This is a genomic window from Mobiluncus curtisii ATCC 43063, assembly GCF_000196535.1.
In the GTDB taxonomy this organism is placed as follows: domain Bacteria; phylum Actinomycetota; class Actinomycetes; order Actinomycetales; family Actinomycetaceae; genus Mobiluncus; species Mobiluncus curtisii.
The window spans coordinates 1,873,468-1,899,772 of sequence record NC_014246.1 but is presented as its reverse complement, the minus strand read 5'-3'; the positions used below and the strand labels follow the sequence as shown (position 1 = coordinate 1,899,772).

Sequence of the window (26,305 nt, the reverse complement as noted above, 5' to 3'; positions counted from 1 at the left end):
TCTAACCTCGTACTCCCCAAGCTACTGCTTCGCTAATAGCCCCTGATCCGCCGATAATGACGGAGGCAGCGCGGTTGGGCAAGTGTGCCAATCTGGCTGCCGTTGGCGGTGAAAGCCGACTTGGGTCGGTCAGCAACAGGCAAGCATTACGGTGAGCTGCCAGAGCTGCTCCTGCCAGCCCATCGGGAAAGCTCACTCCGCTGGCTACCACCGCGGAGGTTGCCCCGGGGGCAAAGGCTTGTGCCACAAACTGAGCTGTTTGATAACGATCCAGACCTTGAATCGGTTGCGATCGGAAATCCGCTAACCCCGACTGGTTCCACGCTTGCGCTGCCGGTCCCCCAATGGGGAATATGCTTCCTCCCGACTGTGCCCGGTGATTTTGGATGAACTCTGTAGTCTCTGGAGGCAGGGAGGCTCCTGCATTCAGCACCACCACGCCGTGTATAGAAGCCGCTCCCGCTCCCGCACTCAGGGCGTCAGGGAAAGACATTCCGTCTGCCAGCAAGATAGGAGTTTGCGCAATTCCACGCTGGTTCCATTCCGTAATCGTCTGGCGAGCTACCGCCGCGGCAGTGCCGTAGCGATTCATGCCGTAAATTCGACTCACCTGAATTCCCCGTGCCTGGAAATCCCTCATCGTGGCAGGGTCAAAAGTCACTTGACCTCCCACCAATCTCACGTCGCGAATTCCCCTCCCCAGAATCTCGGCGACTATGCCGGGTTCGATGCGGGGACCGTTAGATAGCACCAGCGGTGCGTCCAGCGCTGCAGCTAGCGGACCGGCACTCAAAGCATCGGGTGCTGTTCTCCCGGTGGCAATGACCAGGGAAGGTCCGGTGAACCCGCCTTGTCGCCAGGCTTGCAGAGATGTCTCGACACGATTGGTGCCGGCAATTCTTCCCGGAGCGGTCCCCGGTTGAGGCTGAGCAGCAGGCTGTGGCTGCGGTTGCGGCTCGGGTTTTGTTGGGGAGGGCGATACTACCCTCGCAATGCCGTCGATACTGGAAACTCCGATAGTTTCAAAAATCCAGTTGGCAAAAGCAGAACTCGGCACATATTTGTAGTCTTCAGAGAGCAGGAAGCCTCGTGGTGTTTGCACCGCTGCTGAGAGCACCCCATAGAGCTTTCCCCCACTAATGAGAGGTCCGCCGGAGTCACCAACCTCTGAATACTTACCTCGTGAGGAACGAGCATAGAGATAACCATCATTGAGAGTGCCGAGAGAAGTTAATTGTGTCGTTTTAAGATTCAATCCGGTACCAAACCCATAGGCCTCACTTACCTGTCCGGAGGGCAAATTTTGACTGCTGAAAGGCAAGATGGCTCTACCAGGGGAATCTAAACGCACCAAGGCTATGTCATAGTGGGGATGCGCGACAATACCCGTTACCGCAAGGGGAAAGTTTCGATTGATGCTCGCCCCCACCGAAGCGTAAGCGACTTCTAGGTTGGCATTCGCCACGCAATGCGCAGCTGTAAGGACCCAATTTGCGGCTACGAAAGAACCGCTGCATTCCATCCATCCGCTATCAGATTGATTAGAAATACGTAAAGCAGCTGCCCAGCCTGATTCATTTGGATCAGTTAGGTTCCCACCCTCGATGGCATAGGCGGGGGTTTCATATCCCGCTGCCAGACCGAGGGTTGCCCCTAAAATGGAAAAAAGGGCGATGCACCGATAGATAAAACGTCCGCTCACGTTTTTATTATCGGTGAAAATCGCAGATTTTTAAGCATCCGGATGGTTCTGAACTGTTCCATTCGATTGATTCTTTTGACGGCGTCGGCTGACCAACAGGGAGACCACCGCGGTAATAATCAGCACCGCAACGATGTAGCCCAAAGACACCACGTTGCTCGTTTCAGGCAATCCCGTAAAGGGCTGACCGCCGTTGATAAACGGAATCTCATTCGTGCTCAAGGCGTGAATTATGAGCTTTGCCCCGATGAAACCCAGAATGGCGGCCAGACCGTAATGTAAGAAAATCAAACGTTCCATCAGACCTTCAATTAGGAAGTACAGTTGGCGCAGTCCCATTAACGCAAAAGCATTGGCAGCAAACACGATAAAGGCTTCGTTAGTTAGACCAAAAATGGCAGGAATGGAGTCTACGGCAAACATCACGTCTGCTGATCCCACCGCTACGACCACCAGCAGGAAAGGAGTGATGTGACGTTTACCGTCAATCTTGGCAAAGTATTGATGCCCCACGTAATCGGGCGTGACCGGGAAAATCCGGCGTACCCCGGACACAAAAAAGTTATCTTTGTACTCCGCTTCTTCCTCTGCGTCAGCGCTGCCTTCGCGAATCTGCTGTAGCGCAGTGAAGAGCAGGAACAGCCCGAAAATATAAAAAATCCAACTGAAATGTTCGATGAGGGCGGCGCCCAACAAAATGAAGATTAAACGGAATACCAACGCCAAAGTGATGCCAACCGCAATAATTTTTTGCTGAACTTCCCGCGGCGCTTTAAATGCAGCAATGATGATAACGAATACAAACAGGTTATCCAGCGACAATGACCACTCGGTTACCCAGCCGGCGAAGTATTGTCCGCCTAGGTCCCAGCCCAACGTCAAGCTGATAACCAATCCGGCTACCAAAGCTATGGAAATGTAGATGATGGTCCACGCTGCAGACTCCCGCAGCGATGGAAAGTGGTCTTTGCGTACGTGGGCGAAAAAATCAAAAGTCAAAACGCCGATAATTACGACAAACAGAATTATCCAAGCCAACAGGGGCACATGCATATGTAAACTTTCCTCCGGTACGAAATCGTTGGGTACCGAAAGTCTCTCCCCGCCTGCGGTTCAGCAGGCTGGTGACACCGAGTGACGCGGTTCCGCAGCATTGGCAGCGGACGGTTTCACCGTGATGACGATGCCCCATTAGTGGGAATACTCCCCTTCGCACCAGCGATTGTACCAGGATGCGGTCACGTTTCTAAAATATAAGGACTTAAGTACTATGATGACGCTGTCGAAGCATTGTGCCCGCGTTGTTGCTGGTTTAATTATTTTCAGAAAGGTTCAATATGTACATAACCACAGTTGTACCCGCGGGAGCCGCTGGAACCACGGCTAATCCCGCAGGCATCGCCATCGCGATGATCATCTATTTCGTAGCCATGATTCTGATTGGCGTCTATGGTTATACCCGTTCCAAGAGCCTGGACGACTATATGCTGGGCGGTCGCGATTTGCCCCCGTTTGTAGCCGCCCTTTCCGCAGGTGCGGCTGACATGTCTGGCTGGCTGATGATGGGGCTGCCCGGTGCCATGTACTTGAGCGGGATTTTTAACGGCTGGATTGCAATCGGTTTAACCGTTGGAGCCTGGATTAACTGGCTGGTCACCGCGCCACGTTTACGTGCATATACGGAAGTCGCCGGTGACTCGATTACCGTCCCTTCGTTTTTTTCAAACCGTACCCACGATACTTCTAAGATCATCCGCTACGTAGCGGGCATTATCATCGTGGTGTTCTTTACGTTGTACGTATCCTCCGGCATGGTGGCTGGTGGCACTTTCTTTCACTCGACTTTTGGCTGGGACTATCACGTCGGCATGGTTTTCGTAGCGGGCATCGTGATTCTCTACACTTTGGTGGGCGGGTTCCTGGCGGTGTCTTGGACCGATATGGTGCAAGGGCTAATCATGATGGTGGCGCTGGTAGCGGTGCCAATTATGGGTCTGTTTGTTATCGGTGGTTTCGGCGGTGTTGCGGCGGGCTTGTCCATCACCGGCGATAACTCCCTGCTGAACCCCCTGGGTACCGGACTTGACGCCGTAGGCTGGATGGACTGGGTTTCCAACGTCGCGTGGGGACTGGGGTACTTCGGGATGCCCCACATTATTGTGCGTTTCATGGCGCTGCGTTCTCCGCGCCAAGCCACTCCGGCACGTCGTTTCTGGCTGGGTTGGATGGTTTTCTGTCTACTCGGCACCGGCATGACCGCCATCATTGGTCGTGCCATGAGCGAGCAAGGCATCATCCCCGACCTTATGCCCAAAGACGGGGTGGAAGGTAACCCCCAGGAAACCGTGTTCCTGGTCATGGGTACGAAACTGTTCCCCGCCGTTCTGGCAGGGTTCATGCTGGCTGCTATCCTTGCGGCGATTATGTCCACCGTCTCCTCCCAATTGCTGGTAACGTCTTCGGCGATGGTCGAGGACATCTATCACGGTGCCACCAAAAAGGAACTCAGTGATTACAAGGGCGTTCTGCTCGGTCGGATTACGGTTCTTTTGGTGTCCATAGTGGCGGCTTTGCTGGCGATAGATCCCACGAACTCCGTATTGGGACTGGTGTCTTTTGCTTGGGCAGGTTTTGGGGCTGCCTTTGGTCCCATCGTCATTTTGTCTCTCTATTGGAAGAAACTGACCTGGCAAGGAGCGGCTTCCGGAATGGTTGCAGGCGCGGGGGTAGCAGTGCTGTGGAACAAGGCGTTCAACAACGGTGACGCTTCGTGGGTCGCCTATACGCACCTGTATGAAATTGTGCCTGGTTTCCTGGCTTGCTTGCTGGTGGCGTGGCTCATCTCGCAAGCCACCTGGCGGGACGACCCGCAGATTCTTGAGGAATTTGAGCGCGCCGTGGCTATTGCCAAAGGACGACCTGATCCGAAAGGACTGCTGGTGGCATTTGAGGAAAAAGGAACTGATTCCGCGGCGGAATAGCCGTTTTTATAACTTTTCACAAGAAAGGTTAAAGTATCTGCAAAATATTGCAGTAGATTATAGGTAGAAAGTGACTGAATTGCTCTGGTGAGCAATGAGTACCTCCCGAGCGAAAACACAACCCAAAGGAGACAAGTTGAAACCGCTCAATGAACAAGAATTAGCTGAACTGAGGGAAGTCGGTCAGTTGGCTGTCGAGAGAGCTCAAAAGTGGATTGAGGCCTCAAAGAAGTACCCGATTGACTACGCTTCTAAGCTGCTGTCACGCACCTTAAAGGATCCGCGTGGTTTGGATTTTACCGTCGCATTTGTCGATGAAGTGGTACGTCCGGAGGACATTAAAATTGCCGGCAAGAACCTGTCGGCTTTGGTGAAAGAAAATCAGCCTTCTTTCCTGCCCCCCTACCTGAAGCTGCCGGCTGTGTACGGTGGAGCTTTGGGCACGCTCATCCCTGATATTGCGGTTCCGGCGGCCCGGCGCATATTCCGGGAACTGGTAGGCGACTTGGCGATTGACGTGACCAACAAGTCCTTGGGACGAGCTATCGCGAAATTGCGCGCTGACGGTTCTCGGCTGAACATGAACCTTTTGGGTGAAGCGGTATTGGGCAATAAAGAGGCCTCCCGACGCTTGAACGACGTGGTGGAATTGCTGCAGCGTGACGATGTGGACTATGTGTCTATCAAAGTCTCCGCCGTAACCGGTCCGCACATTGCTTGGGACTACCAAGAGATGGTGGCTTACGCGGTCGAAAACCTGTTGCCGCTGTACCGGGAGGCCAACAAGTTCAGCCCCAAGAAGTTCATCAACTTGGACATGGAGGAATACCACGACCTGCATATGACTATCGATGTGTTCAAGCAGCTGCTGGACCACGAGGAGTTCAAAGACCTGGAGGCAGGTATCGTGCTTCAGGCCTACCTGCCGGATTCACTCGCTGCCATGCAAGACTTGCAAACTTGGGCGGCAAAGCGCGTCGCAAACGGCGGGGCTCGAGTTAAAGTGCGGGTGGTTAAAGGCGCAAACCTGTCCATGGAACACGTCGACGCCATGATGCACGGCTGGTCGATGACCCCGCAGCCCTCGAAGCAGCACACTGATGCGAACTATATGCGTATCCTCAACTATGCGTTGACTCCTGAGCACACCCAGAATATTCGCATCGGGGTGGCTGGTATGAACGTGTTTACTGCCGGCTTTGCTTACGAGCTGGCGAACCAGCGCGGAGTGTTCCAAAACCATGGCTGCGAGTTCGAAATGCTGACAGGCATGAACAGCTCCATGGCGCGCGCGGTCATGGAGGACACCGGTCCGCTGCTGTACTACGTTCCGGTGGTACACCCCGAGGAGTTCGACGTCGCCATCAGTTACCTGGTGCGTCGTCTCGAAGAGATCGCCGCGGAAGAAAACTTCATGAGCGCGGCTTTTGAGCTGACCACGAACCAGTCTATGTACGAACGGGAACGCAACCGTTTCGAAAAGGCTATTTCTATGCTCAATGACCTGGAATTCGGGCCGCGCCGTCTGCAAGACCGGAGCCAGGAAACCGCGGAGGAACTGGCCAAACTTGTCCAGGATGACTCCGGTGAGTGGATTTTCCGCAATGTTCCGGATTCCGATCCCTCCCTGCCTGCCAACGTGGCTTGGGGTGAGGCAATTGCTGCCAGGATGCGCAATTCTCAGGTCGGTCAAAAGACCGTTGACGCCTCCAAGATTAACAACGAGGACGAATTGCAGCAGGTGTTGCATCGCGCTGAGAAAGGTGGTCAAAAGTGGCTGGCACTCAGCCCGAAGGAACGCGCCGAAATCCTACACCGGGCAGGTGTCATCATGGGTCAGCGTCGCGGCGAATTCCTCGAAGTGATGGGTTCCGAAGCCGGTAAAGCTATCGACCAAGGAGACGTGGAGGTTTCCGAAGCAGTTGATTACGCTCACTACTACGCCGCTGAGTCCATCGCGATGACAAAGGTAGCGGGGGCTAAATTCACTCCTGCCAAGATTACCGTGGTGACTCCCCCGTGGAATTTCCCGGTGGCGATTCCCGTTGGTTCGACCATTGCTGGTTTGGCAGCGGGTTCTCCGGTTATTTTGAAACCTGCCTCCCCCACCCGCCGCTGTGGGGCATTGCTTGCGGAATGCCTGTGGGAAGCCGGCGTGCCCAAGGATGTGCTGCAGTTTGTGACCCTCGCCAATCACGACTTGGGCAAGACTCTGGTCACCGATTCGCGGGTAGAACGAGTCATTCTGACCGGCGGTATCGAGACCGCGCAAATGTTCCGCTCCTGGCGTCCCGACCTGGGTCTGCTGGCTGAGACTTCCGGCAAGAATGCCATAATCGTCACACCTTCGGCGGATCTTGACCTAGCGGTCAAAGACGTGGTCACAAGTGCGTTTGGGCATGCTGGTCAAAAGTGTTCGGCTGCCTCCCTGGTCATTTTGGTTGGCACCGTGGGCACTTCCAAGCGTTTCCACAATCAGCTGATTGACGCGGTGCAGTCCCTGAAAGTTGGCTATCCGTGGGATTTGGGTATCCAGATGGGGCCGGTCGTGGAAAAGCCCGGCGAGAAGTTGCGGCGCGGCTTGACCCAGCTGGAGCCCGGTCAGAGCTGGGCAGTCAAGCCTAAGCAACTGGATGATTCCGGGCGACTGTGGAGTCCAGGCGTGCGCGCCAATGTGAAACCCGGCAGCGAATACCACTTAACCGAATACTTCGGTCCGATTTTGGGCGTGATGCGCTGCGACACTTTGGAAGAAGCTGTCGAGTTGCAAAATCAGGTCGAATACGGTTTGACCGGCGGGATTCACTCGCTGAATCCGGACGAAATCAAGTATTGGCTCGATCATGTCCAGGTCGGTAATGCCTATATCAACCGTGGTATTACCGGCGCGATCGTGCGCCGTCAGCCGTTCGGTGGCTGGAAGCGTTCCGTAGTGGGTGCGGGTTCCAAGGCAGGTGGTCCCTCCTACCTGTACGCGTTGGGTGAATGGAGTCCAGACGATGCTACGTTGAGCGACATTACCGGTTCCGCATCCGGTGCTTTGGCGCGTGAATTGACCGCGCTAGCTGATGAAATCGGTGACCGCGACAAGCTTGAGAAGTCGTTGGCTGGTGATGAAACCGCTTATGCACAGGAATTTCAGGTCAATCGCGATCCGTCCCAGCTCGGTGTGGAGCGCAACATTTTCCGTTGTCTGCCGGTCCCAGTGGTGGTGCGAATCGGTGAAAACGTCAAGAACTGGGAGATTGCCCACGTGCTGCACGCTGGTTTGCTGATGGGTTCCAAGATAACGATTTCGACCGCCAAACCATTGATAACCGGTTTGGCAGGTTTTGCCTCCCAACACGGCGTCAGTGTGATGGTTCAAGATGAAGCTGCCTGGTTGAACTGGGCTCGAAGCTGGGCGGCTCACGATGCCGGCTATGACGGGCGTATCCGCATCCTTGGTGAAACCCGCACCAAGGTCGCCGAAGCTATCAACGGTTCAGTTGATATTGCTATCTGGGATCACCCGGTAACGTATTCTGGTCGAGTCGAAATGATTCCGTTCTTCCACGAGCAGGCAGTTGCTTTGACGAACCATCGCTTTGGTGATCCCACACCAATCACCAAGGGCATCCTGGAGGAACACGTGGTGGATTACTAATCCCCCTACCTGTTCGGTCTCGAGCTCCTAACTTAATCGTCCGGTGGCTGCTGAAACTCAGCAGCCACCGGCGTTTTTAGCAAACTTAGACACTGCAAAGCCGAGTGCGCCGAAGCGGGCAAAGCCAAGCCAACCCGACCGCCCTTGTGCATACTTTAACCTGAAGCACAATCCCGGAACGCTAGTTGCCCAGGGGTTTGCCACGGCGAATTTCTTTCTTAAGGTCGGCGATTTCATCTCGCAGCCGGGCTGCTAGCTCGAATCGCAGTTCGCTGGCAGCGGTATGCATCTGATCGGTCAGTTCTGCAACCAGCGATGGTAAGTCCACGGTGTTTTCATGCGCACCAGCCTGACTCGGCTGGTCCTCTGTCGCATTGACACGCGCTCTATTGATAACTTCCAATGCCGCACGAGCTGCTGCCGCGTCCTGAGCTGCGCTACGGGCCGCAGCAGAAGGCTTTTGGTCAGGCTGACGGTACCCGGTGCCCAATAATTCTGCGGTATCAATGTCTTCGCGTGCCAGCATATCGGTCACGTCAGAGATTTTTTTGCGTAACGGCTGCGGATCGATACCGTGAGCTTCGTTATAAGCAATCTGTTTATGGCGGCGCCGCTCAGTTTCATCAATTGCCTCCCGCATCGCGTCGGAAACCGCGTCGGCGTACATATGGACTTCACCGTGCACATTACGGGCCGCTCGCCCAATCGTTTGAATCAGGGACTTCGTGGAACGCAAGAAACCTTGCTTGTCGGCATCCAAAATCGAAACCAGCGAAACCTCGGGCAAATCCAACCCCTCACGCAACAGGTTAATGCCTACCAAGACATCGAACTCGCCTTGACGCAAGGAACGCAGCAGCTCCACCCGGCGCAACGTATCCACATCCGAGTGCAGGTATTCCACCCGGATGCCGCGCTGAGCCAGGTATGTGGTCAAGTCCTCCGCCATGCGTTTGGTCAGTGTGGTCACCAAGACCCGCTCATCAGCTTCGGTACGCAGGCGAATCTGTTCCATCAGGTCGTCAATCTGACCCTCCACCGGTTTCACCACAATCTTCGGGTCAACCAGACCGGTAGGACGAATGATTTGCTCCACTACCCCGTCGCTGAGCCCCAGTTCATAGTCACCCGGTGTGGCAGACAAATATACCGTTTGCCCGATGCGGTCTTGGAATTCTTCCCATTTCAAGGGACGGTTATCCATCGCTGAGGGCAGGCGAAATCCGAAATCCACCAGCGTGCGTTTGCGTGACATGTCACCTTCAAACATGCCGCCAATCTGGGGCACCGTCACGTGAGACTCGTCAATAACCAGCAGGAAATCCTCCGGGAAGTAATCCAGCAGGGTGTGGGGTGGCTCGCCCGGTTGCCGACCATCAATGTGCAGAGAATAATTCTCAATGCCCGCACACATCCCAATTTGGCGCAGCATCTCTAAGTCATAGGTGGTACGCATCCTGAGGCGCTGTTCTTCCAACAGTTTGCCTTGGTCGTGGAACCATTTGCAGCGTTCTTCCAGTTCACTCTCGATTCCGGCGAGGGCGCGTTCCATGCGCTCAGGACCGGCGACATAGTGAGAGGCTGGGAACACGTAGATTTCGTTCACTTCGTGCAAGGTTGCCCCGGTCACCGGGTGCAGCAAAGCCAGAGCGTCAATCTCATCGCCGAACATTTCCACGCGCACCCCAAGCTCTTCATACATGGGAATAATGTCAATCGTGTCTCCGCGCACCCGAAAATTGCCACGCGTAAATTCCACATCATTGCGGTTGTACTGCATCTGCACAAATCGCTTGATGAGGTCTTGACGTTCAATCTGCATTCCTCGGGTCAGGTGAATGCCACGCGAAACGTACTCTTCCGGGGTACCCAAACCGTAAATGCAAGACACCGAGGAAACTACTACCACGTCCCGGCGCGTCAGCAGTGAGTTTGTCGCCGAGTGCCGCAAGCGTTCGACTTCATCGTTGATTGCGGAATCTTTTTCGATATAGGTATCGGTCTGCGGTACGTATGCTTCGGGTTGATAGTAGTCGTAGTAAGACACGAAGTATTCCACGGCGTTATGGGGTAATAGTTCCCGAAATTCGGCGGTCAACTGGGCTGCCAGAGTTTTGTTTGGTTCCAGCACAAGGGTGGGGCGTTGCAGTTTTTCGATGAGCCAAGCGGTGGTGGCGGTCTTGCCGGTGCCTGTCGCACCCAAGAGAACAACGTCCTTTTCACCGGAGTTAATCCGTTCGGCTAACTCTGCGATGGCTTCTGGCTGGTCCCCAGAGGGGGTGTATTCGCTGACGACTTCCAGCGGAATCGGATTTTCTACCAAATCACGAGGTAACGCCTTTTTTTCAGTCATAGTCCCAGTTTAGGCAAATCCGGGTCACGGTGCTTTGCAAAGGGGAATCTCCGACCGGTTAAACCCGCGAGAGAAGATTCCAAAGCGCCGTAGCGTCCGCGTTGAGGTCCTCAGGCGTACCGCAGTTGTCCACCCAAAACGTTGCAATGGCTTCACGCTGTACGCGACTGGCTTGTGCATTAATCCTGGCACGAGCTTGCGCCTCGGTCAGTTGACGACCCCCAATTAGACGTGACAGACGCACTTCCAGGGGGGCATCCACCATGACGCAACAGTCAAAACGGGTGTGATTGCCGGTTTCGGTGAGCAGGGGAATCTCCGCTAGCAGCACGTCCCCTGGTTCCAGGGATGCTAAAACTAGGTCCATTTCCTGCCATACCAAGGGGTGCAAGATGCTTTCCAAGCGAGCCTTCGCGGCGGGGTCAGAGAAAATGAGTTGTGCCAAGGCAGCACGGTTCAGTTGTCCTCCGGGCTCCCATACCGATGCCCCAAAAGCTTCCCTAATCTGAGTTAATGCCCGCCCTGGGGAACCGGTGATAGTGCGCAACACTTCATCCGCATCAAATCGAACCCCGCCCAGGGCGGCTAAACAGTTGGTGAACGCCGTTTTTCCGGAACCAATACCACCGCTGATACCGACTTTAAGGGCGCGGTCATCCGGGGCGGAAAACTTACGCAGTTGTTTAAGCATCCAATGCTTTCAGTAAGATGTCACTAATGGCAGGATTTGCTCCCACGGTCATCAACTGCAGAGTCAAGGTCACCGTGTCTTCCAACATGACAGATGCTTTTTCGATAGCAACTTTTTCGCCGGTCATTGCCTGGTGCATGATGGGAATGATTGCGGTGAAGCCGTCCTGCAGCAAAATTTCGTGTCCCAACCCCAATCGCGCGGTAAACGCCAGGACAGGAATACTGCGCTGTCGAGCCAGCTGTGCCACGCCCCAAGGTGTCTTGCCACGTTGGGTTTGTCGGTCTAGCTGCCCTTCCCCGGTCAACACCAAGTCAGCACCTTCCATAGCCTCGTTGAGGTTCGTGGCTTCGGCTACGACTTCGAAACCGTGGCGATTTTCCGCACCTAAGGCGAGGAAAGCAGCTCCCATGCCTCCGGCGGCACCGGATCCTTCCACGTCAACTACCTTGGTACCGGTGGTTTCTTCCAACAACCGACCCCAGTTCTTAAGGCAGCGATCGAGTTTGCCTAACTGCAGTGGCTTAGCACCCTTTTGCGGACCAAATGAGGCGGATGCGCCACTGGAACCAGTGAGGGGGTTACGCACATCGTTAGCTGCCACAATCTTTACTTTGCTCAAGCGCGGATCCAGCCCGGACAAATCCAACCGGGCGGCGTTAGCCAAAACATGTACTTTCGGTTCGAGCTCGTGGCCAGCCTCGTCAAACAATTTTGCTCCGAGATTGTGCATCATGCCCCAGCCACCATCGTTGGTCGCGGAGCCGCCTAAACCGACCACAATAGTTTCGGGATCCAAATCCAAGGCGGCTTTCAGGAGCATCCCGACGCCTTCGGTGTTGGACTCCATAACGTTGCGTTCCAACATGGAAATGTACATAATTCCGCAAGCTTCAGCGGTATCCAAGACTACCATTCGTCGCGCCGGAATCCAGGTAAACTCGCCTTGGCGGGCGCGCCCCAGAGCATCTACGGTCGGGGCTGTTTTCACTTCTCCACCGTAAGCGTTGAGCATGACCGCAGCGGTCCCTTCTCCGCCATCCGCCACCGGTACCGAAACCGTTTCCGCATCCGGGAAAATGGCTTCAATCCCGCGTTTCATCGCAGCTACTGCATCCGCGGCGGACAACGAACCTTTAAACGAATCCGGGGCAATGACAATTTTCACGGCAGATACCTCTCTGTGCTGTTCTCAAGTTGTGGCGACGCGGAAAGTTTCATCCGGTCGATAAAACCGCAATCTTTCCCAGCTTAAGCCACCGGGCGGGGAAATGTGGTGAAATGCCGGAACAAAATCGGACATAAAAGTGGTGCGGAAACCAATAGGTCTCCGCACCACTGATGAAATTGTATTGGCGTTGCAGCCGAACTGAACTGGTCAGAAAGTTTACTCTCCTGCCAACTTGTCGCGCAGCGCCGCCAAGGCTTCGTCGTCCGCCAAGGTACCGGAGGTATCGGCTTCTTCCTCAGTGGCGGAGCTGTAGGAAGTTTGTTCCGCTACGCCCTGTGCGATAGCAGCTTCTTTATCGGCTTCCTGAGCGACCTTAACCTGTTCTTTGTGAGCTTCGAAACGGGCTTGCGCAGCCGCGTAGGAGGTCTCCCAAGCAGCGCGCTGCTCTTCGTAGCCCTCCATCCACTCATTAGTTTCCGGATCGAAACCTTCGGGGTACTTGTAGTTACCCTCCGCGTCGTATTCAGCGGACATGCCGTAAAGCGACGGATCAAAGTCATCAGATGCCAAATCAACGCCCTCGTTGGCCTGCTTCAAGGACAGCGAGATACGGCGACGTTCGAGGTCAATGTCGATTACCTTAACAAAGATTTCGTCACCAATCTTGGCGACCTGCTCGGGAACTTCGACATGACGGGTGGCCAACTCGGACACGTGAACCAGACCCTCGATACCATCCTCGACTCGGACAAACACACCGAAAGGCACCAACTTGGTGACCTTACCAGGCACAATCTGACCAATCTTGTGGGTACGAGCAAAGGTCTGCCACGGATCTTCCTGGGTAGCCTTCAAGGACAGGGACACGCGTTCGCGATCGAAGTCAACGTCGAGAACCTCCACGGTGACTTCCTGACCGACCTGAACCACCTCGGAGGGGTGATCGATATGCTTCCAGGACAGCTCGGAAACATGCACCAGACCGTCCACGCCGCCCAAATCGACGAACGCGCCGAAGTTGACGATAGAGGACACCACGCCCTTGCGAACCTGACCCTTTTGCAAGGTCGACAGGAACGTAGTGCGCACCTCGGACTGGGTCTGTTCCAAGAAAGCGCGACGGGACAAGACCACGTTGTTACGGTTCTTGTCCAACTCGATAATCTTGGTTTCCAGCTGGCGACCAATGTAAGGCTGCAGGTCACGCACGCGACGCATCTCTACCAGGGAGGCCGGCAGGAACCCGCGCAGCCCGATGTCAATAATCAAACCACCCTTGACAACCTCAATGACGGTGCCGGTGACGACTCCGTCTTCCTGCTTCACCTTTTCGATGTCGCCCCAGGCGCGTTCGTACTGAGCGCGTTTCTTGGACAGCAACAGGCGGCCTTCTTTGTCTTCCTTTTGGAGGACCAGAGCTTCGATTTCGTCACCAACTTTGACTTCCGCGTCGGGATCCACGTCATGTTTAATGGACAGTTCGCGGGAAAGAATAACGCCTTCGGTTTTGTAACCAATATCGAGCAAAACTTCGTCGCGATCAACTTTCACGACGGTACCGGAGACAAGGTCACCATCATTGAAGTACTTGATGGTCTTGTCGATTTCTTTGATGAGGTCCTCAGTCGAGCCGATGTCATTAATAGCAACCTGAGGAACAGTAGTAGGGACATTAGTAGTGGACATTTAGTTGGTGACTCCAAGGTCAGATAGTAGGAATAATTACCGATGTTTTCTCACCTCACGATGGCAGAAAAGCTACCCCGAAGCGATAAAACACCAAGCATCAATTCTACCGGATAGAGCCGGTCTATCCAAATTAATCCCCAAAATTCTTCGTATCTCAAATCTCCCTGGCTGCGTACGGCAAGGTAAATATTCGGTTTACTCCAGGTAAACACGCGGAACGTCCAGATTAAAGCGACTGGCAAAAATATGGTTTAATGCAGGAATGCAGTCTATTTTGAACTTGTTTAAAAAAGGTGGCATCTTGCTTTGGGTTGTCATCGCTATAGTTCTGGGCATCATCTTTGGGCTTTTTGTCCCCACGCCCTTCGTAGTGGTTTTCGCCACGTTCAACTCACTTTTCGGTCAGTTCCTGAATTTCTGTATCCCGCTGATTATCATCGGGCTGGTCACCCCCGCTATTGCCGACCTGGGGTCCGGTTCGGCGAAGTGGCTGGGACTGACCGCCGTGGTCGCCTACATCTCGACGATGTATTCCGGGTTCCTGACATATGGCGTCTCTGAGAGCATCTTGCCTAATTTCTTGCGCAAGGGTTCGCTAGCCTCCGTTACGGATCCTTCGGCTTCCAGCATCGCCCCGGCGGTAACTTTAGAGATACCCGCCCCGATTTCCGTGCTGGGTGCGCTCATTTTGTCCTTCATTATGGGTATCGGTCTGTCCATGGTGTCCCGCGGTACATTGCGTCGTGCTTTTGTAGAATTCCGCGCCATCATCATCAAGTTGATTGAGAAAGTCATCATTCCCCTGCTGCCGATTCACATCTTCGGAATCTTCCTTAACATGACCAAGACCGGCGAAGTTTACAACGTTATCGCCGTGCTGGCAGTGGTGGTCATCCTCGTACTGGTGCTAGAGGTCGTTATCTTGGTCAGCTTGTACTTAGTCGGCGGTTTGGCTTTCGGAGTCAATCCTTTCAAAGCGCTGTTGACGATGCTGCCCGCTTACGCAACTGCTTTGGGTACGTCTTCCTCTGCCGCTTCGATTCCGGTGACGCTGCGCCAAGTTAAAAAGATTGGTGTTCCCGATCCGGTTGCCTCGTTCACTGTGCCGTTGTGCGCCACGATTCACTTGGCGGGGTCGACTTCGAAAATTACCGCTTTTGCGTTGGCTATCATCATGACTTCCGATATCAAGGTTACCGCCGCCCAATTCGTCGGGTTCATCTTTATGCTGGGCGTGACGATGGTGGCAGCTCCGGGCGTTCCCGGTGGCGCGATTATGGCAGCGACCGGCATTCTGTCTTCTATGTTGGGATTCAACGATGCACAAGTCGCGTTGATGATTGCGTCTTACATCGCCCTCGATCCCTTCGGGACCGCCACGAACGTGACCGGTGATGGAGCCATCTCTATGCTGATGGCGCGTTTCTCAAGCGGCAAGATTGATGACAATGACAAAGAGATTGCCCAGAGCTTCGCCGGCGAAAACAATTTCGACACCGATAAATATCTGGAAGGTGTCAAGTAACCACTATCCTGAAACCTAACAGACCGGTGCCGGGTCGAATGCCTCGGTGCCGGTCTGTTGCATTTAATGTGCCGCAGCCCTCCAGTTAGGTCCAATACCGACCGACACTTCCAACGGAACTCGCAATTTCGCAACCCCGGTCATTGCCTGGCGGACCAAGGTTTCCAACCGCTCCGTTTCTCCCGGAGCTACCTCTAAGACGAGCTCATCATGGACTTGCAGCAACACCCGAGACTGCAACTGTTCCTGACGCAAATCAGCATCGACCTGAAGCATGGCTGCTTTCATGAGGTCGGCAGCACTACCCTGAATAGGCGCGTTTAGCGCCGCGCGCCGAGCATTATCAGCCACGTTACGATTAGTGGAACGCAGCTCAGGTAGGTAACGGCGCCTGCCCCGCATGGTTTCGGTGTATCCAACCCTGGTCGCGGTGGCGACAATCTGATTCAGGTACTCCCGAACTTTCCCGAAACGTTCAAAATAGGTGTCCATCAGCTGTTTGGCATCTCGTTGAGAGATGTTGAGTTGCGCAGCCAGTCCATAAGCACTCAGCCCGTACGCCAAACCATATGACGTTGCCTTAACATGGGAACGCTGGGTCGGAGTAACTTCGTCAGGCTGGACTCCATATACCAAAGCAGCCACCGAACGGTGCAGATCCTCGCCGGACGCAAACGCTGCCAGCAGTCCTTCATCACCGGAGAGGTGCGCCATAATTCGCATCTCAATCTGAGAATAATCAGCTGTCATTAATGCGGCGTATGGTTTCTGAGGCACAAAGGCTTCGCGAATTTTTTGTCCATCCACCGTGCGGGCTGGAATATTCTGCAAATTTGGGTCAATGGAAGACAACCGTCCGGTCGCCGCTACAGTTTGCCCAAAAGTGGTATGAATCCTGCCGTCGTCTGCCACCCGTTCGCGCAGATTGCGAACAATTTGTAAAAGTTTTATCCGGTCGCGATGGTATAAAAGTGCTTCGAGGAAAGGGTGTGGGTTGTAGCGAGCAAGCTCTTCCAAAGCCTTCGCATCAGTAGTATATCCGGTTTTGGTTTTTTTAGTTTTAGGCAGTTCCAGTTGGGTAAAAAGGACTTCTTGCAGCTGCTTCGGGGACGACAAATTGACTTCTCGACCAATAGAGTCGAAGGCGGATTGTTGCGCCATCGCGACTTCGGATTGTAGACTCTGGGCATATTCATCAAGATAAATTGTATCTATACCGATACCGGTATATTCCATCTTCTCTAAAATATATGACAGCGGATTCTCAAGTTCCAGTAACCCGTCTACCTGGCGGAAGTGTGCCAATTGCTCGAGCGTGGGTTGCATCTGCAGCAGCGCGTATGCGTAGATGGCTTGGTTAATGAGTGTTTGAGGCCAAGGCTGAGCTGAGGAGTTCCCGTCCAATTCCACGCCCAAGTCCAACGTCATCTGTTCGCTTATCTTGCTGATATCTGAGGGCTTTTCATCGATTTCCCATCCCAGCAAACGTTTCGTAACACCAGCAAACTTGGTTCGATTCCCATCAGGATTGACCAGGTAATCGAGCATTTTTATGTCCGTGACCGCACCGTGCAGCTCCCAACCGTGGGCATGCAGCGCATGACGCAGCGATTTTGCGTCATATACGGTCTTTTTGCGGTCACCTGCCAAAGCATCGCACAACAAATGCTCCGTCTGAGGCGTTAGTTCATCAGGCACAATCAACACACATTGTCCCTGACAATCACGTTCTGCGGCGAGAAACAGCCAATCAATTCGCGGATTTGTCACCCCGATATTACCCACAGCCCAGATTCCTAAGCTGGAACTCTGGGTATTTTGTAACCAATCGGAAAATTGAGTTGCCGTGAAGTCCGATCCTAAGCGGAAGCGCTGGGGTTCCGGTACCACCCCGTAACCATCCGCATCCTGTGGTTCCGGTTCGGTCTGGGTACGGTCAAGTTCCATCGTTGCCGAATCACCATTGATTGATGTCACACCAAAAGCCTGTCCGAGTCTCAGGATTTGGGTGCGCATCTGTTTGAATTCTAGTTCATCACAAATTTCCTGAATTGCCTGCGGATCAAAACCAGTCCAGTGCAAATCCTCCAGGCTGAGAGGAAGTTGCAGGTCGGTGCGCAATCGATTGAGCTGTCGATTTCGCAGGACGTCGTCTATGTGCTGACGCAAATTTTCCCCACGTTTCCCCTTCAGTTCGTCACGATGCTCCAACAACGAATCCAGAGAACCATATTCATTAATCCACGACGCGGCGACTTTTTCCCCGACCAAGGGTACGCCCGGCAAATTATCAGCGTGCTCGCCTACCAGAGCGGCAATCTCCGGGTACTGCTGTGGCCAGACATCATATCGGTCCTTCACCGCTTGTGGCGTCATACGTTTTGTCTCTGAAATGCTGCGCCCGGGGTAAAGCACGGTAACATCATCAGAAATGAGCTGAAATGAGTCGCGGTCGCCCGATGAAACCAAGACCTCCATGCCACTTTTGGTCCCTTTGGTCGCCAAAGTCGCCAAGATATCATCAGCTTCTACGTTGGGCTCCGTTAGCCATTTAATCCCCATCGCACTGAGCATTTTTTGGATGTTTTCAACTTGTCCGATGAACTCGGGAGGGGTTTCGGCACGCCCTCCCTTGTAGTCAGGGTAGATGTCGGTGCGGAAGGAATGTCGGGAGAGGTCGAACGCTGCCCCGATATGAGTTGGCTTTTCGGCGCGTATCATCGTCAACAGCATGGAGAAAAATCCGTGCACCGCATTAGTATAGACACCGGTAGAGGTGCGGAAATGTTCCGGGTCACGGCTAAAGAAAGCACGAAAAGCCAAGGAGTGACCGTCCAACACCAACAAACGTTTTTTACTCATGTCTGTAAGGTTATCAAGAACCCCGGAGGTAAAAATGGATCAGGACAATCTCGGTCCCGCTATCGAAAAAATGGGCATCACGTTTTCCGAGCTCACCGCAGAACACGCAGTCGGTATCATGCCCCTGGAAGGAAACACCCAACCTTTTGGGATACTGCACGGCGGAGCCGCCGCCCTGTTAGCAGAATCTGTAGCTTCATTCGCCGCTCACCAGTGGGCTAAACAGTTCGGTAAGAGCGCTGTCGGAGCGCACCTAGATATTACGCATCTCAAACCGGGCACCAGTGACCGCATCATCTGCACCGCCGATGCAGTTCACCTGGGACGACGCACCGCAGTCTATCGCTTTGACAACACCAGCGAGGACACCGGCAAGATCATCTCCACCGGTCTCATGACCTGCTACCTGGTAGAAGAGCAGCCCCGTTAATCCCCCAGCTGGTCAATGACCGCATCCGCCACTTCCCGCATGGACAAACGGCGATCCATAGAAGTCTTTTGAATCCAACGGAACGCTTCTGGCTCCGTCAGTTCCATCTTTTCCATCAACAAACCTTTAGCGCGGTCGACTTGTTTACGAGTAGTGAGCCGATCTTGTAAATCAGCAATGGAATCTTCCAAAGAAAGCAGTTCCTGGTGACGCGACAGGGCGACCTCTACCGCGGGCAGTAAATCCTTCGGATCGAACGGTTTCACCAGGTACGCCATAGTGCCGGCATCTTTGGCGCGTTCAATGAGTTCCTTATCCGAGAATGCAGTGAGCATCACGATGGCACAGGGCGTCTCTTTCATGATTTTTTCGGCAGCAGCGATGCCGTCGAGCTTTGGCATTTTTACATCCATCACGATTAAGTCTGGTTCCAGTTCCAATGCCAAAGTCACGGCTTCTTCACCGTCAGCAGCTTCGCCAACCACCTCGAAATCGTTTTCTTTCATAGTTTCGACGATGTCGAGCCGGATTAAAGCTTCATCCTCAGCCACGATTACTCGCCTGTGTACTTTTGTGTCCTTTACCGCAGATGCCGTCTTCGCCATCTCTCCAGATCCCCCTCATGAGTGGACTCGATTTGATTTTCTCGTTAGATACTTTAGTATATATGAAGTCATTGTGATGGTTGTTTATCAGACTTTCGCAAAGAACGCCCTGGTAGCCCAACTGGTAGAGGCGGTCGGCTCAAACCCGGCTTGTTAAGGGTTCGAATCCCTTCCGGGGTACTACACGTTTCGTTGCAGTACCAACAAAAAACATGCATTCTTTTTTCTTGATTCCATTTTCTGCTGATGTGTGCTGATACCCAGCGGATAAGAAACCGAAAATCAGTAACCCTACTCACCGATGAGAGTGATTTCGTCGGGTTTTTGCGGCAGGACTTTTTTCACATAAGAGTCAATAGCTTCGTGTAAGCTGACTTGCTCACCGCGATTTTCCGAGAGATACCAACGGTGATCCAGAATCTCGTGAAACACCTGCGCCGGTTCCAGCTTAGACAGCAGTTCCTCGGGAAGAGCCGCCAAAATAGGTTCGTAGACTTTAGTCATCCAGCGGTGCGCCACCACATCATCAGGGACATTCTCGAGATGATTAAGCACCCGGAAGGTCTTCATATCGTTGATCATGCGCCGCCCCTGATTTTCCTGGACATCTAAGCCGGTCAAACGCATCACTTGACGGTGATAGTGTCCAGAGTCCACTACCTTGGGCTGAATCAGCAGTTGGCGTCCTCCCTCCGCGGTACCCGTCTTCATCTTTAGCTCCCCCACGTCGAAGCCCAGATTATTCAAACGCCGAATGCGATCTTCGATACGCCAAGTTTCATCCGCGTTGAATGTCTCTACAGAAGTCAGTTCATCCCACAGGGTGTCGTAGCGGTCTTGGAGCAAGTTGCCTATCTCGACAGTGTCGGCAGTTTCGTCGAGAGTTCCTGCGGCCTGCAAATCCATCAGCTCGCCAATAATATTTACCCGAGCAATTTCTACGTCATAGGAACGCTGTCCGTAAGTCAAACCCTCCGGGTGCAGCTCCCCGGTTTCCGCGTCGACCAGATAAGCAGCAAATGCGCCAGCATCCCGTCGAAATAACGTGTTAGAAAGCGAGACGTCTCCCCAATAGAACCCCAACAGATGCAGTCTGACCAGCAGCACCGCCAAAGAATCAATGAGGCGAGTAGCAGTATCAGGGCTCATATTGGCGTTAAACAAAGTTCGATACGGCAGGGAGAAAGGCAGGTGATAGGTTACCAGAGCACTGTTGAGCTCTTCCCCTGTAGCATCAGTACGGTGAGTAACGTGAGCCAGCGGCTCTACCACCGGTTGCTCCAAACGCACCAGGTCACGCAACAGGGAATACTCGTGGCGCGCCTTTTCCTCCGAAATTTCTTTTACCGCTATGAGCCGCGGTCCGAGATTCACGAAACGCACAATGTGGCGTGAAATCCCGTGCGGAAAGGAGGCGATATAGCGCTCAGGCCATTCTTCCAAGGGCAATTCCCAAGGCAAATCCAGTAAAGCGGGTTCCGCGGTGGCCGCGGTCACTGAGAACGTCACTCCCCTAGTGTAAGCTAAGACGATAATTAATTATCGATTAGTTGGTGAAACATTTGTGAGAGGAAGTTTTTATGAGCCGGAAAATCGGGTTTGACCACGAGTTATACATCAAAATGCAGTCTCAACATATCGCGGAGCGTCGCAAAGAAATCGGGGGACGTCTCTACCTGGAAATGGGGGGCAAGCTCTATGACGATATGCACGCCTCCAGAGTCCTGCCGGGGTTCACTCCTGATAACAAAATTTCGATGCTGCGTCAGTTAAAGGACGAGATTGAGATTTTGGTCTGCGTCAGCGCCTTGGACTTGCAGCGGCAAAAGCGACGCGCCGATTTGGACATTACTTACGAAGAAGACGTGTTGCGACTGATAGACGTGTTCCGCGAAGGCGGTTTCTTGGTCGAGAACGTGGTGATGACCCAACTTGCAGACGACAACGCCCTGGCTTTTGCATTCAAAGAACGCCTGGAACGACTGGGGCTGAAAGTCGCGAGACACCGCATTATCGAGGGCTATCCCTCAAATACGAAACTGGTGCTGTCCGAGGACGGCTTCGGTCGTAACGACTACGTAGAAGTCAGCCGTGACCTCATCGTAGTTACCGCTCCCGGTCCTGGTTCCGGCAAACTGGCAACCTGCCTGTCTCAGGTCTATCATGACAATAAACGCGGCATTGAAGCAGGCTACGCCAAGTTTGAGACCTTCCCCATCTGGAACCTGCCCCTGGAACATCCCGTGAATTTGGCTTACCAAGCCGCAACCGCGGATTTGGAAGACATCAACCTCATCGACCCTTACCATTTGGCGGCACATGGAGTACAGGTCACCAGCTACAACCGCGATACTGAAACGTTCCCGCTGCTGAAAACCATGCTGGAGCAGCTCACCGGGAAATCCCCCTATCAAAGCCCCACAGACATGGGTGTCAATATGGCAGGTTATTGCATCAGCGATGACGAAGTTTGCCAAGAAGCCTCCCGTCAAGAAATTATCCGCCGCTACTATAAGGCTTTGGTTGAAGAGGCTCGAGACGGTCGCGATGCTGAGGAATCCAACCGGATTGCGGTGCTAATGGCAAAAGCGGGCATCTCCACTTGGGAACGTCGCGTAGTGGGAGCTGCCCTGGAAGTCGAAGCCGCCACTAATCAGCCTGGCAGCGCTATTGAACTCCACGACGGCACGATTATCACCGGCAAGACCTCCCCTCTGCTGGGTTGCTCCGCTGCCATGCTGCTGAACGCACTGAAGTACCTGGCAAACATTAATCCGGAGATGGACTTGCTGTCCCGCGAGTCAATTGAGCCGATTCAAACCCTCAAAACCCAACATTTGGGTTCGCACAACCCACGCCTGCATACCGATGAAGTGCTGATTGCCCTTTCCGTTTCCGCGGGAACTTCCGCAGAAGCGCGCGCCGCGCTGGGAATGCTCAAGGAATTGGAGGGCACGAACGTACACACGACCACTATCCTGGGGTCAGTGGATGAAGGAATATTTAGAAACCTTGGAATCCAAGTCACTTCGGAACCGAAGTTCCAGCGCAAGCGCCTGTACCGCAAACGCTAAACCTCTCGAACTGCGGCGCGCCGAGTAATACGTCCTGTTTTCCGGGTGAGTCCCCGCGGACTCACCCGGAAAACAGGACTTCATGGTTAGATGAGTTTAGAACTCGGTGATAACTGAACGGATTACCTCGCCGCGCATGAGCTGTTCGTAAGCTTCGGTAATCTGGTCCAAGCGGATGCGCTGGGTGACGATGTCGTGCATATTGAGCCGACCGTCCACTGCCAGGTCCGCATAGTAGGGAATATCGTGCTTCGGATTTGTCGCCCCCATCCACACGCCTTTGAAGCCGCGCTGCATAAATAGCAGGTTGATGGGGTCAATCTCTAAGGAAATCGTGGCATCCGGTTTCGCCAAACCGATACAGTAGGCGGTCCCACCCTGAGCCAGCATATCCCAGCACTGTTTCATAGTTTCCGTAAACCCGATGGCTTCGAAGGACTTGTCTACCCCACCGCCGGTGATGCGGCGCACAGCCTCGACTGGATCTTCTTTCTTAGCGTTGACCACATGGGTGGCGCCGAACTTCTTGGCGAATTCGAGCTTGTTGTCGAACACGTCAATAGCGATGATGGTGCGCGCGCCACACACCCGTGCCCCGGAGATTACGTTCAGTCCAATGCCTCCGGTGCCGATGACCGCGACCAAATCCCCCGGCTGCACTTTCGCCGAGTTCTTTGCCGCTCCGAATCCGGTGATGGTAGCGCATCCGATGCAAGCGGCCTCAGCCATATCTACCTGATTATTCACGACCGCCAACTGATTTTGGTGAATCAGAGACTTAGAAGCGAAACCGCCAATCCCCAGCGCTTGGGTAATCGGACGCCCATCGGGGAACTGCAGACGCGGTGGCTCCCCCGGCTGGCGTACGCATTCTTCCTGATGACGGCAGGAATGTGCTTTTCCTCCCATGCATTTATCGCAATGTCCGCAAATTTGCTCCAGGGTGGCCACCACGTGGTCTCCCGGTTTAATTCCCACAACTTCCGGACCGACAGCCTCTACCGTGCCGGCGACCTCGTGGCCCAGAACAGCCGGGAATTCAAACATTTTGTCGTCGTCTTCCACCAGGTGCAAATCCGAGTGGCACAGACCGGAAGCCTCGATATTGACCAGCACTTCGGCTTTGATGGGATCATCGAGGATGAGTTCTTCGGGCTTAGAAAACCCTTTACCAACGCCATACGCGATGGAGGCGCGAATTTTTTGAGGCATGACTTTCTCCTTTGATAGTCCGTTGGGTACTGGATTAGAATCTCCAACCTTATGCTCAATTATTTCGTCTCTCTGCCTTTTCACAAGGGACCGGGGTCCCTCTTTCATAAACTATTTCATTTATTTTTCCGCGAGCAAGGATTGCTTTACTTAATGTTTCCGCTTTTGCGCCGCTGTGTTAGCGCACCAGAGCCAGCTCGGACCAGTGCGTCGTGCCGCGGTTAGACAGCATCTCTCGCTTCATGGTCCAGTCCGGGGCAGCTTTCAGTCCTGCCAGCCCCAGCCCTACAGAGCCCTCCCCCACCGCCGCGTTAACTCGGTCAATAATTTTTCCCCGGCGTCGTGATTCCGGGTCCGGAGCAAAAATGGGCAACGGCTCTTGCGGATCAGGTTTACCCAAGTCTGTCAGACAGATGCCTGCCCGCACGTAATCTGCTCGTGGATCGACCTGTCCCAGCAGGACCTTTGCGGCTGCTTTCAGGACTGTCACCGGGTCATCGGTACGCGGGTGTAGTGGAGCCATCGCGCTAATCCGCGAAAACGGCTCCTTGTACCAGGCGGTAGAGGCAAAAGCCCACAGAGCCCCAGCGGTCATCTGTTGGCGGCGCAGACGGTGCGTCACATTTTGGGAATAGATGGACAGGACCTGATAAGCCTGCGTAACCCCACGCACTGGCGTAGAAAATGAACGTGAATACATGACTTGGTGAGTGCGCACCGCATCTCGCTCAATAATCTCGATGCAGGGCACCCCATTGAGCTCCAACACGGTTTGCTGCAGATTCACGTTGAAACGGCGGCGAATTTCGCCGGGGTTGGCTCTCTGTAATTGCAACGCATCTGTAATCCCCAGAGCCTCCAGGCGGTTTTTCAGGCGTCGCCCTATTCCCCATAAATCAGCAATCTCAGTACCGCGTAGAATCCTGTCGTGTTGAGCCGGGGTATAAGCATCCCAGCTGGCTACCCCGCCCAAGGCCGGGGTATGTTTGGCACCGTGGGAAGCGAGTTTTGCCAAAGTCCGGGTCGGGGCGATTCCGACTGAAACCGGCACCCCCAGGTCGTGCAGGATTCGGGATCGTAAGCTGCGGGCTATGCCCACGAACTCCGTGGGTCTGCCATAGAGCGTCAGAAACGCCTCGTCGATGGAATAGACCTCTACCGAGGCGGAGAACTGACGCAAGATTTCCATAATTCGCGCCGAGATAGAGCCGTAAAGTTCGTAGTTACTGGACCGCGCCACGACGCCGCATGCCTCAGCCCGCGCCCTAATTTGAAACCAAGGCATACCCATCTTGATGCCTAATGCTTTCGCTTCTCGTGAGCGCGCCACCACGCAGCCATCATTGTTAGACAACACCACTACCGGACGCCCGAAAAGCTCCGGATGAAAAATCCGTTCGCAACTGGCAAAGCAAGAATCTACGTCTACTAAGGCAAACCGATGCACCAGCCCGCTCTGGTCTTTGCATCCCTCACGGGCGTTTACCTCGCAGCGGGAGGTCTGTTCGGGTTCGTGGCAGCCCTCCGGATTTAGAGTCGGTGCAGACATCGCGTCACCACCCCCCAAATTTGTAATTCGGAGGGGTGCAGTATGGGGTAGGTAGGATTAGCGGGATGCAGTTCCGGTCCGTGAGTTCCAAAGTGCAGGCGTTTCACCGTCATTTCACCGTCAATGATGGCAATAACGACGTTGCCTTCACTTGCCTCTAGAGAACGGTCCACAATGAGTTCGTCCCCGTCGCTGATGCCTGCATTAATCATAGAATCCCCCGCGACCCGTACCAGGAAAGTCGCCGGTCGATTGCGGATGAGATGTTCGTTCAAATCAATGTCGCGGTCAAAGTAATCCTGAGACGGTGAAGGCCATCCTGCCGGCGCCAAATCCGGCGCAAGAGGAAGTCCGTTAGGTAGCTCTGACTGCACTAGCGCGTAGGGGCGCCACGATTTTACAGACCACACAGTATCGAACATATGTTCGAGTCTAGCATGTTTTATTCCGTTTGGTTAGCACACTAAAAATTCGCGGCAAGCCGGGGGCTTGCCGCGAATTTACGTCAAAATGCCTAGCTGTTAAGCAGCTGTCGTCACCAAATCTAACCCTAAGAAATCTAGGGCACGGACTCGACGAGCACCGCCCTCGTTCAAATCACGCAGAGCCGACTCAATCATCGGATCGTGACGGTAAGCGTCAAACCAGGGACGCACCACTTCTGACAAAATCGACCGAGGCGACAAGTTAAGAGCTTGGCGGTCAGAGTTACGGTCAAAAAGAGACCATGTGAGATGATGTATAGATTCATTCATATTCATTTTGTTTTACCTTCTTCCTCTTCATCCTCTGAGGGGCGGACGCATCGGTTGCGC

Annotated in this window: 18 protein-coding genes and 1 tRNA gene; 6 read left to right on the top strand and 13 right to left on the bottom strand. The window is 53.9% G+C overall.

Going from position 1 to position 26,305, the window contains the following annotated elements; genetic code table 11:
• Position 1: 1 nt before the first annotated feature.
• Positions 2-1,702, bottom strand: coding sequence for a cell wall-binding repeat-containing protein (locus tag HMPREF0573_RS08220; RefSeq protein WP_236589605.1), 1,701 nt, complete (start codon positions 1,700-1,702; stop codon positions 2-4).
• Between the two features lie 30 nt (positions 1,703-1,732).
• Entirely contained in the window at positions 1,733-2,755 is a 1,023-nt protein-coding gene (locus HMPREF0573_RS08215) for a TerC/Alx family metal homeostasis membrane protein (protein WP_013189541.1), read from the bottom strand.
• A gap of 284 nt (positions 2,756-3,039) precedes the next feature.
• On the opposite strand from HMPREF0573_RS08215, the gene putP reads away from it, so the two are divergent.
• Complete coding sequence (putP, locus tag HMPREF0573_RS08210; RefSeq protein ID WP_013189540.1) at positions 3,040-4,683, top strand: sodium/proline symporter PutP; 1,644 nt, start codon at positions 3,040-3,042, stop codon at positions 4,681-4,683.
• A 94-nt stretch (positions 4,684-4,777) separates the two neighbouring features.
• The gene (locus HMPREF0573_RS08205) at positions 4,778-8,329 is read left to right on the top strand and encodes a bifunctional proline dehydrogenase/L-glutamate gamma-semialdehyde dehydrogenase (protein ID WP_013189539.1); all 3,552 of its coding nucleotides are present in this window, start codon (positions 4,778-4,780) and stop codon (positions 8,327-8,329) included.
• A 181-nt stretch (positions 8,330-8,510) separates the two neighbouring features.
• On the opposite strand, the gene uvrB is transcribed toward HMPREF0573_RS08205, so the two are convergent.
• The 4 genes from uvrB to rpsA form a co-directional block, all read right to left on the bottom strand.
• Entirely contained in the window at positions 8,511-10,682 is a 2,172-nt protein-coding gene (uvrB, locus tag HMPREF0573_RS08200; protein ID WP_004006827.1) for an excinuclease ABC subunit UvrB, read from the bottom strand.
• Positions 10,683-10,740: 58 nt separating this feature from the next.
• Positions 10,741-11,373, bottom strand: a complete 633-nt coding sequence (coaE, locus tag HMPREF0573_RS08195; protein ID WP_004006828.1) for a dephospho-CoA kinase — start codon at positions 11,371-11,373, stop codon at positions 10,741-10,743.
• Positions 11,366-12,541, bottom strand: a complete 1,176-nt coding sequence (locus HMPREF0573_RS08190) for a glycerate kinase (RefSeq protein ID WP_004006829.1) — start codon at positions 12,539-12,541, stop codon at positions 11,366-11,368. Before HMPREF0573_RS08190 ends, coaE begins: the two co-directional genes overlap by 8 nt.
• A gap of 219 nt (positions 12,542-12,760) precedes the next feature.
• Positions 12,761-14,230, bottom strand: coding sequence for a 30S ribosomal protein S1 (gene rpsA, locus HMPREF0573_RS08185; protein ID WP_004006830.1), 1,470 nt, complete (start codon positions 14,228-14,230; stop codon positions 12,761-12,763).
• 265 nt (positions 14,231-14,495) lie between these two features.
• On the opposite strand from rpsA, the gene HMPREF0573_RS08180 reads away from it, so the two are divergent.
• Positions 14,496-15,758, top strand: a complete 1,263-nt coding sequence (locus HMPREF0573_RS08180; RefSeq protein WP_004006831.1) for a dicarboxylate/amino acid:cation symporter — start codon at positions 14,496-14,498, stop codon at positions 15,756-15,758.
• Between the two features lie 63 nt (positions 15,759-15,821).
• On the opposite strand, the gene polA is transcribed toward HMPREF0573_RS08180, so the two are convergent.
• A complete protein-coding gene (gene polA, locus HMPREF0573_RS08175; protein WP_013189537.1) occupies positions 15,822-18,620 on the bottom strand; it encodes a DNA polymerase I in 2,799 nt (932 codons plus the stop codon).
• A gap of 34 nt (positions 18,621-18,654) precedes the next feature.
• On the opposite strand from polA, the gene HMPREF0573_RS08170 reads away from it, so the two are divergent.
• A complete protein-coding gene (locus HMPREF0573_RS08170; RefSeq protein WP_004006834.1) occupies positions 18,655-19,050 on the top strand; it encodes a PaaI family thioesterase in 396 nt (131 codons plus the stop codon).
• On the opposite strand, the gene HMPREF0573_RS08165 is transcribed toward HMPREF0573_RS08170, so the two are convergent.
• Positions 19,047-19,655, bottom strand: coding sequence for an ANTAR domain-containing response regulator (locus HMPREF0573_RS08165; RefSeq protein ID WP_004006835.1), 609 nt, complete (start codon positions 19,653-19,655; stop codon positions 19,047-19,049). The genes HMPREF0573_RS08170 and HMPREF0573_RS08165 overlap by 4 nt on opposite strands.
• Before the next feature lie 106 nt (positions 19,656-19,761).
• Between HMPREF0573_RS08165 and HMPREF0573_RS08160 the strand changes: the two genes are divergently transcribed.
• A tRNA-Leu gene (locus HMPREF0573_RS08160) sits at positions 19,762-19,835 on the top strand.
• 111 nt (positions 19,836-19,946) lie between these two features.
• Here the strand turns inward: HMPREF0573_RS08160 and HMPREF0573_RS08155 are convergent.
• A complete protein-coding gene (locus HMPREF0573_RS08155) occupies positions 19,947-21,164 on the bottom strand; it encodes a DUF4032 domain-containing protein (RefSeq protein WP_013189536.1) in 1,218 nt (405 codons plus the stop codon).
• Between the two features lie 71 nt (positions 21,165-21,235).
• Here HMPREF0573_RS08155 and HMPREF0573_RS08150 point away from each other — a divergent pair, with 71 nt between their 5' ends.
• Positions 21,236-22,729, top strand: a complete 1,494-nt coding sequence (locus HMPREF0573_RS08150) for a DUF1846 domain-containing protein (protein WP_004009550.1) — start codon at positions 21,236-21,238, stop codon at positions 22,727-22,729.
• 96 nt (positions 22,730-22,825) lie between these two features.
• Here HMPREF0573_RS08150 and HMPREF0573_RS08145 read toward each other — a convergent pair whose 3' ends face one another.
• The 4 genes from HMPREF0573_RS08145 to HMPREF0573_RS08130 all read right to left on the bottom strand — a co-directional run bounded on the left by HMPREF0573_RS08145 (position 22,826) and on the right by HMPREF0573_RS08130 (position 26,251).
• Positions 22,826-23,941, bottom strand: a complete 1,116-nt coding sequence (locus HMPREF0573_RS08145; RefSeq protein ID WP_236585883.1) for a zinc-binding dehydrogenase — start codon at positions 23,939-23,941, stop codon at positions 22,826-22,828.
• A gap of 178 nt (positions 23,942-24,119) precedes the next feature.
• Positions 24,120-25,490 (bottom strand): Y-family DNA polymerase, encoded by a 1,371-nt coding sequence (locus HMPREF0573_RS08140; RefSeq protein ID WP_013189535.1) that lies wholly within the window; start codon positions 25,488-25,490, stop codon positions 24,120-24,122.
• Positions 25,472-25,912 carry a LexA family protein gene (locus HMPREF0573_RS08135; protein WP_004006840.1) on the bottom strand — a complete coding sequence of 147 codons (441 nt, stop codon included), beginning with the start codon at positions 25,910-25,912 and terminating at the stop codon, positions 25,472-25,474. Before HMPREF0573_RS08135 ends, HMPREF0573_RS08140 begins: the two co-directional genes overlap by 19 nt.
• A 99-nt stretch (positions 25,913-26,011) precedes the next feature.
• Positions 26,012-26,251: a hypothetical protein gene (locus HMPREF0573_RS08130; protein WP_004009546.1), complete on the bottom strand. Its 240-nt coding sequence runs from the start codon at positions 26,249-26,251 to the stop codon at positions 26,012-26,014.
• Positions 26,252-26,305 lie beyond the last annotated feature (54 nt).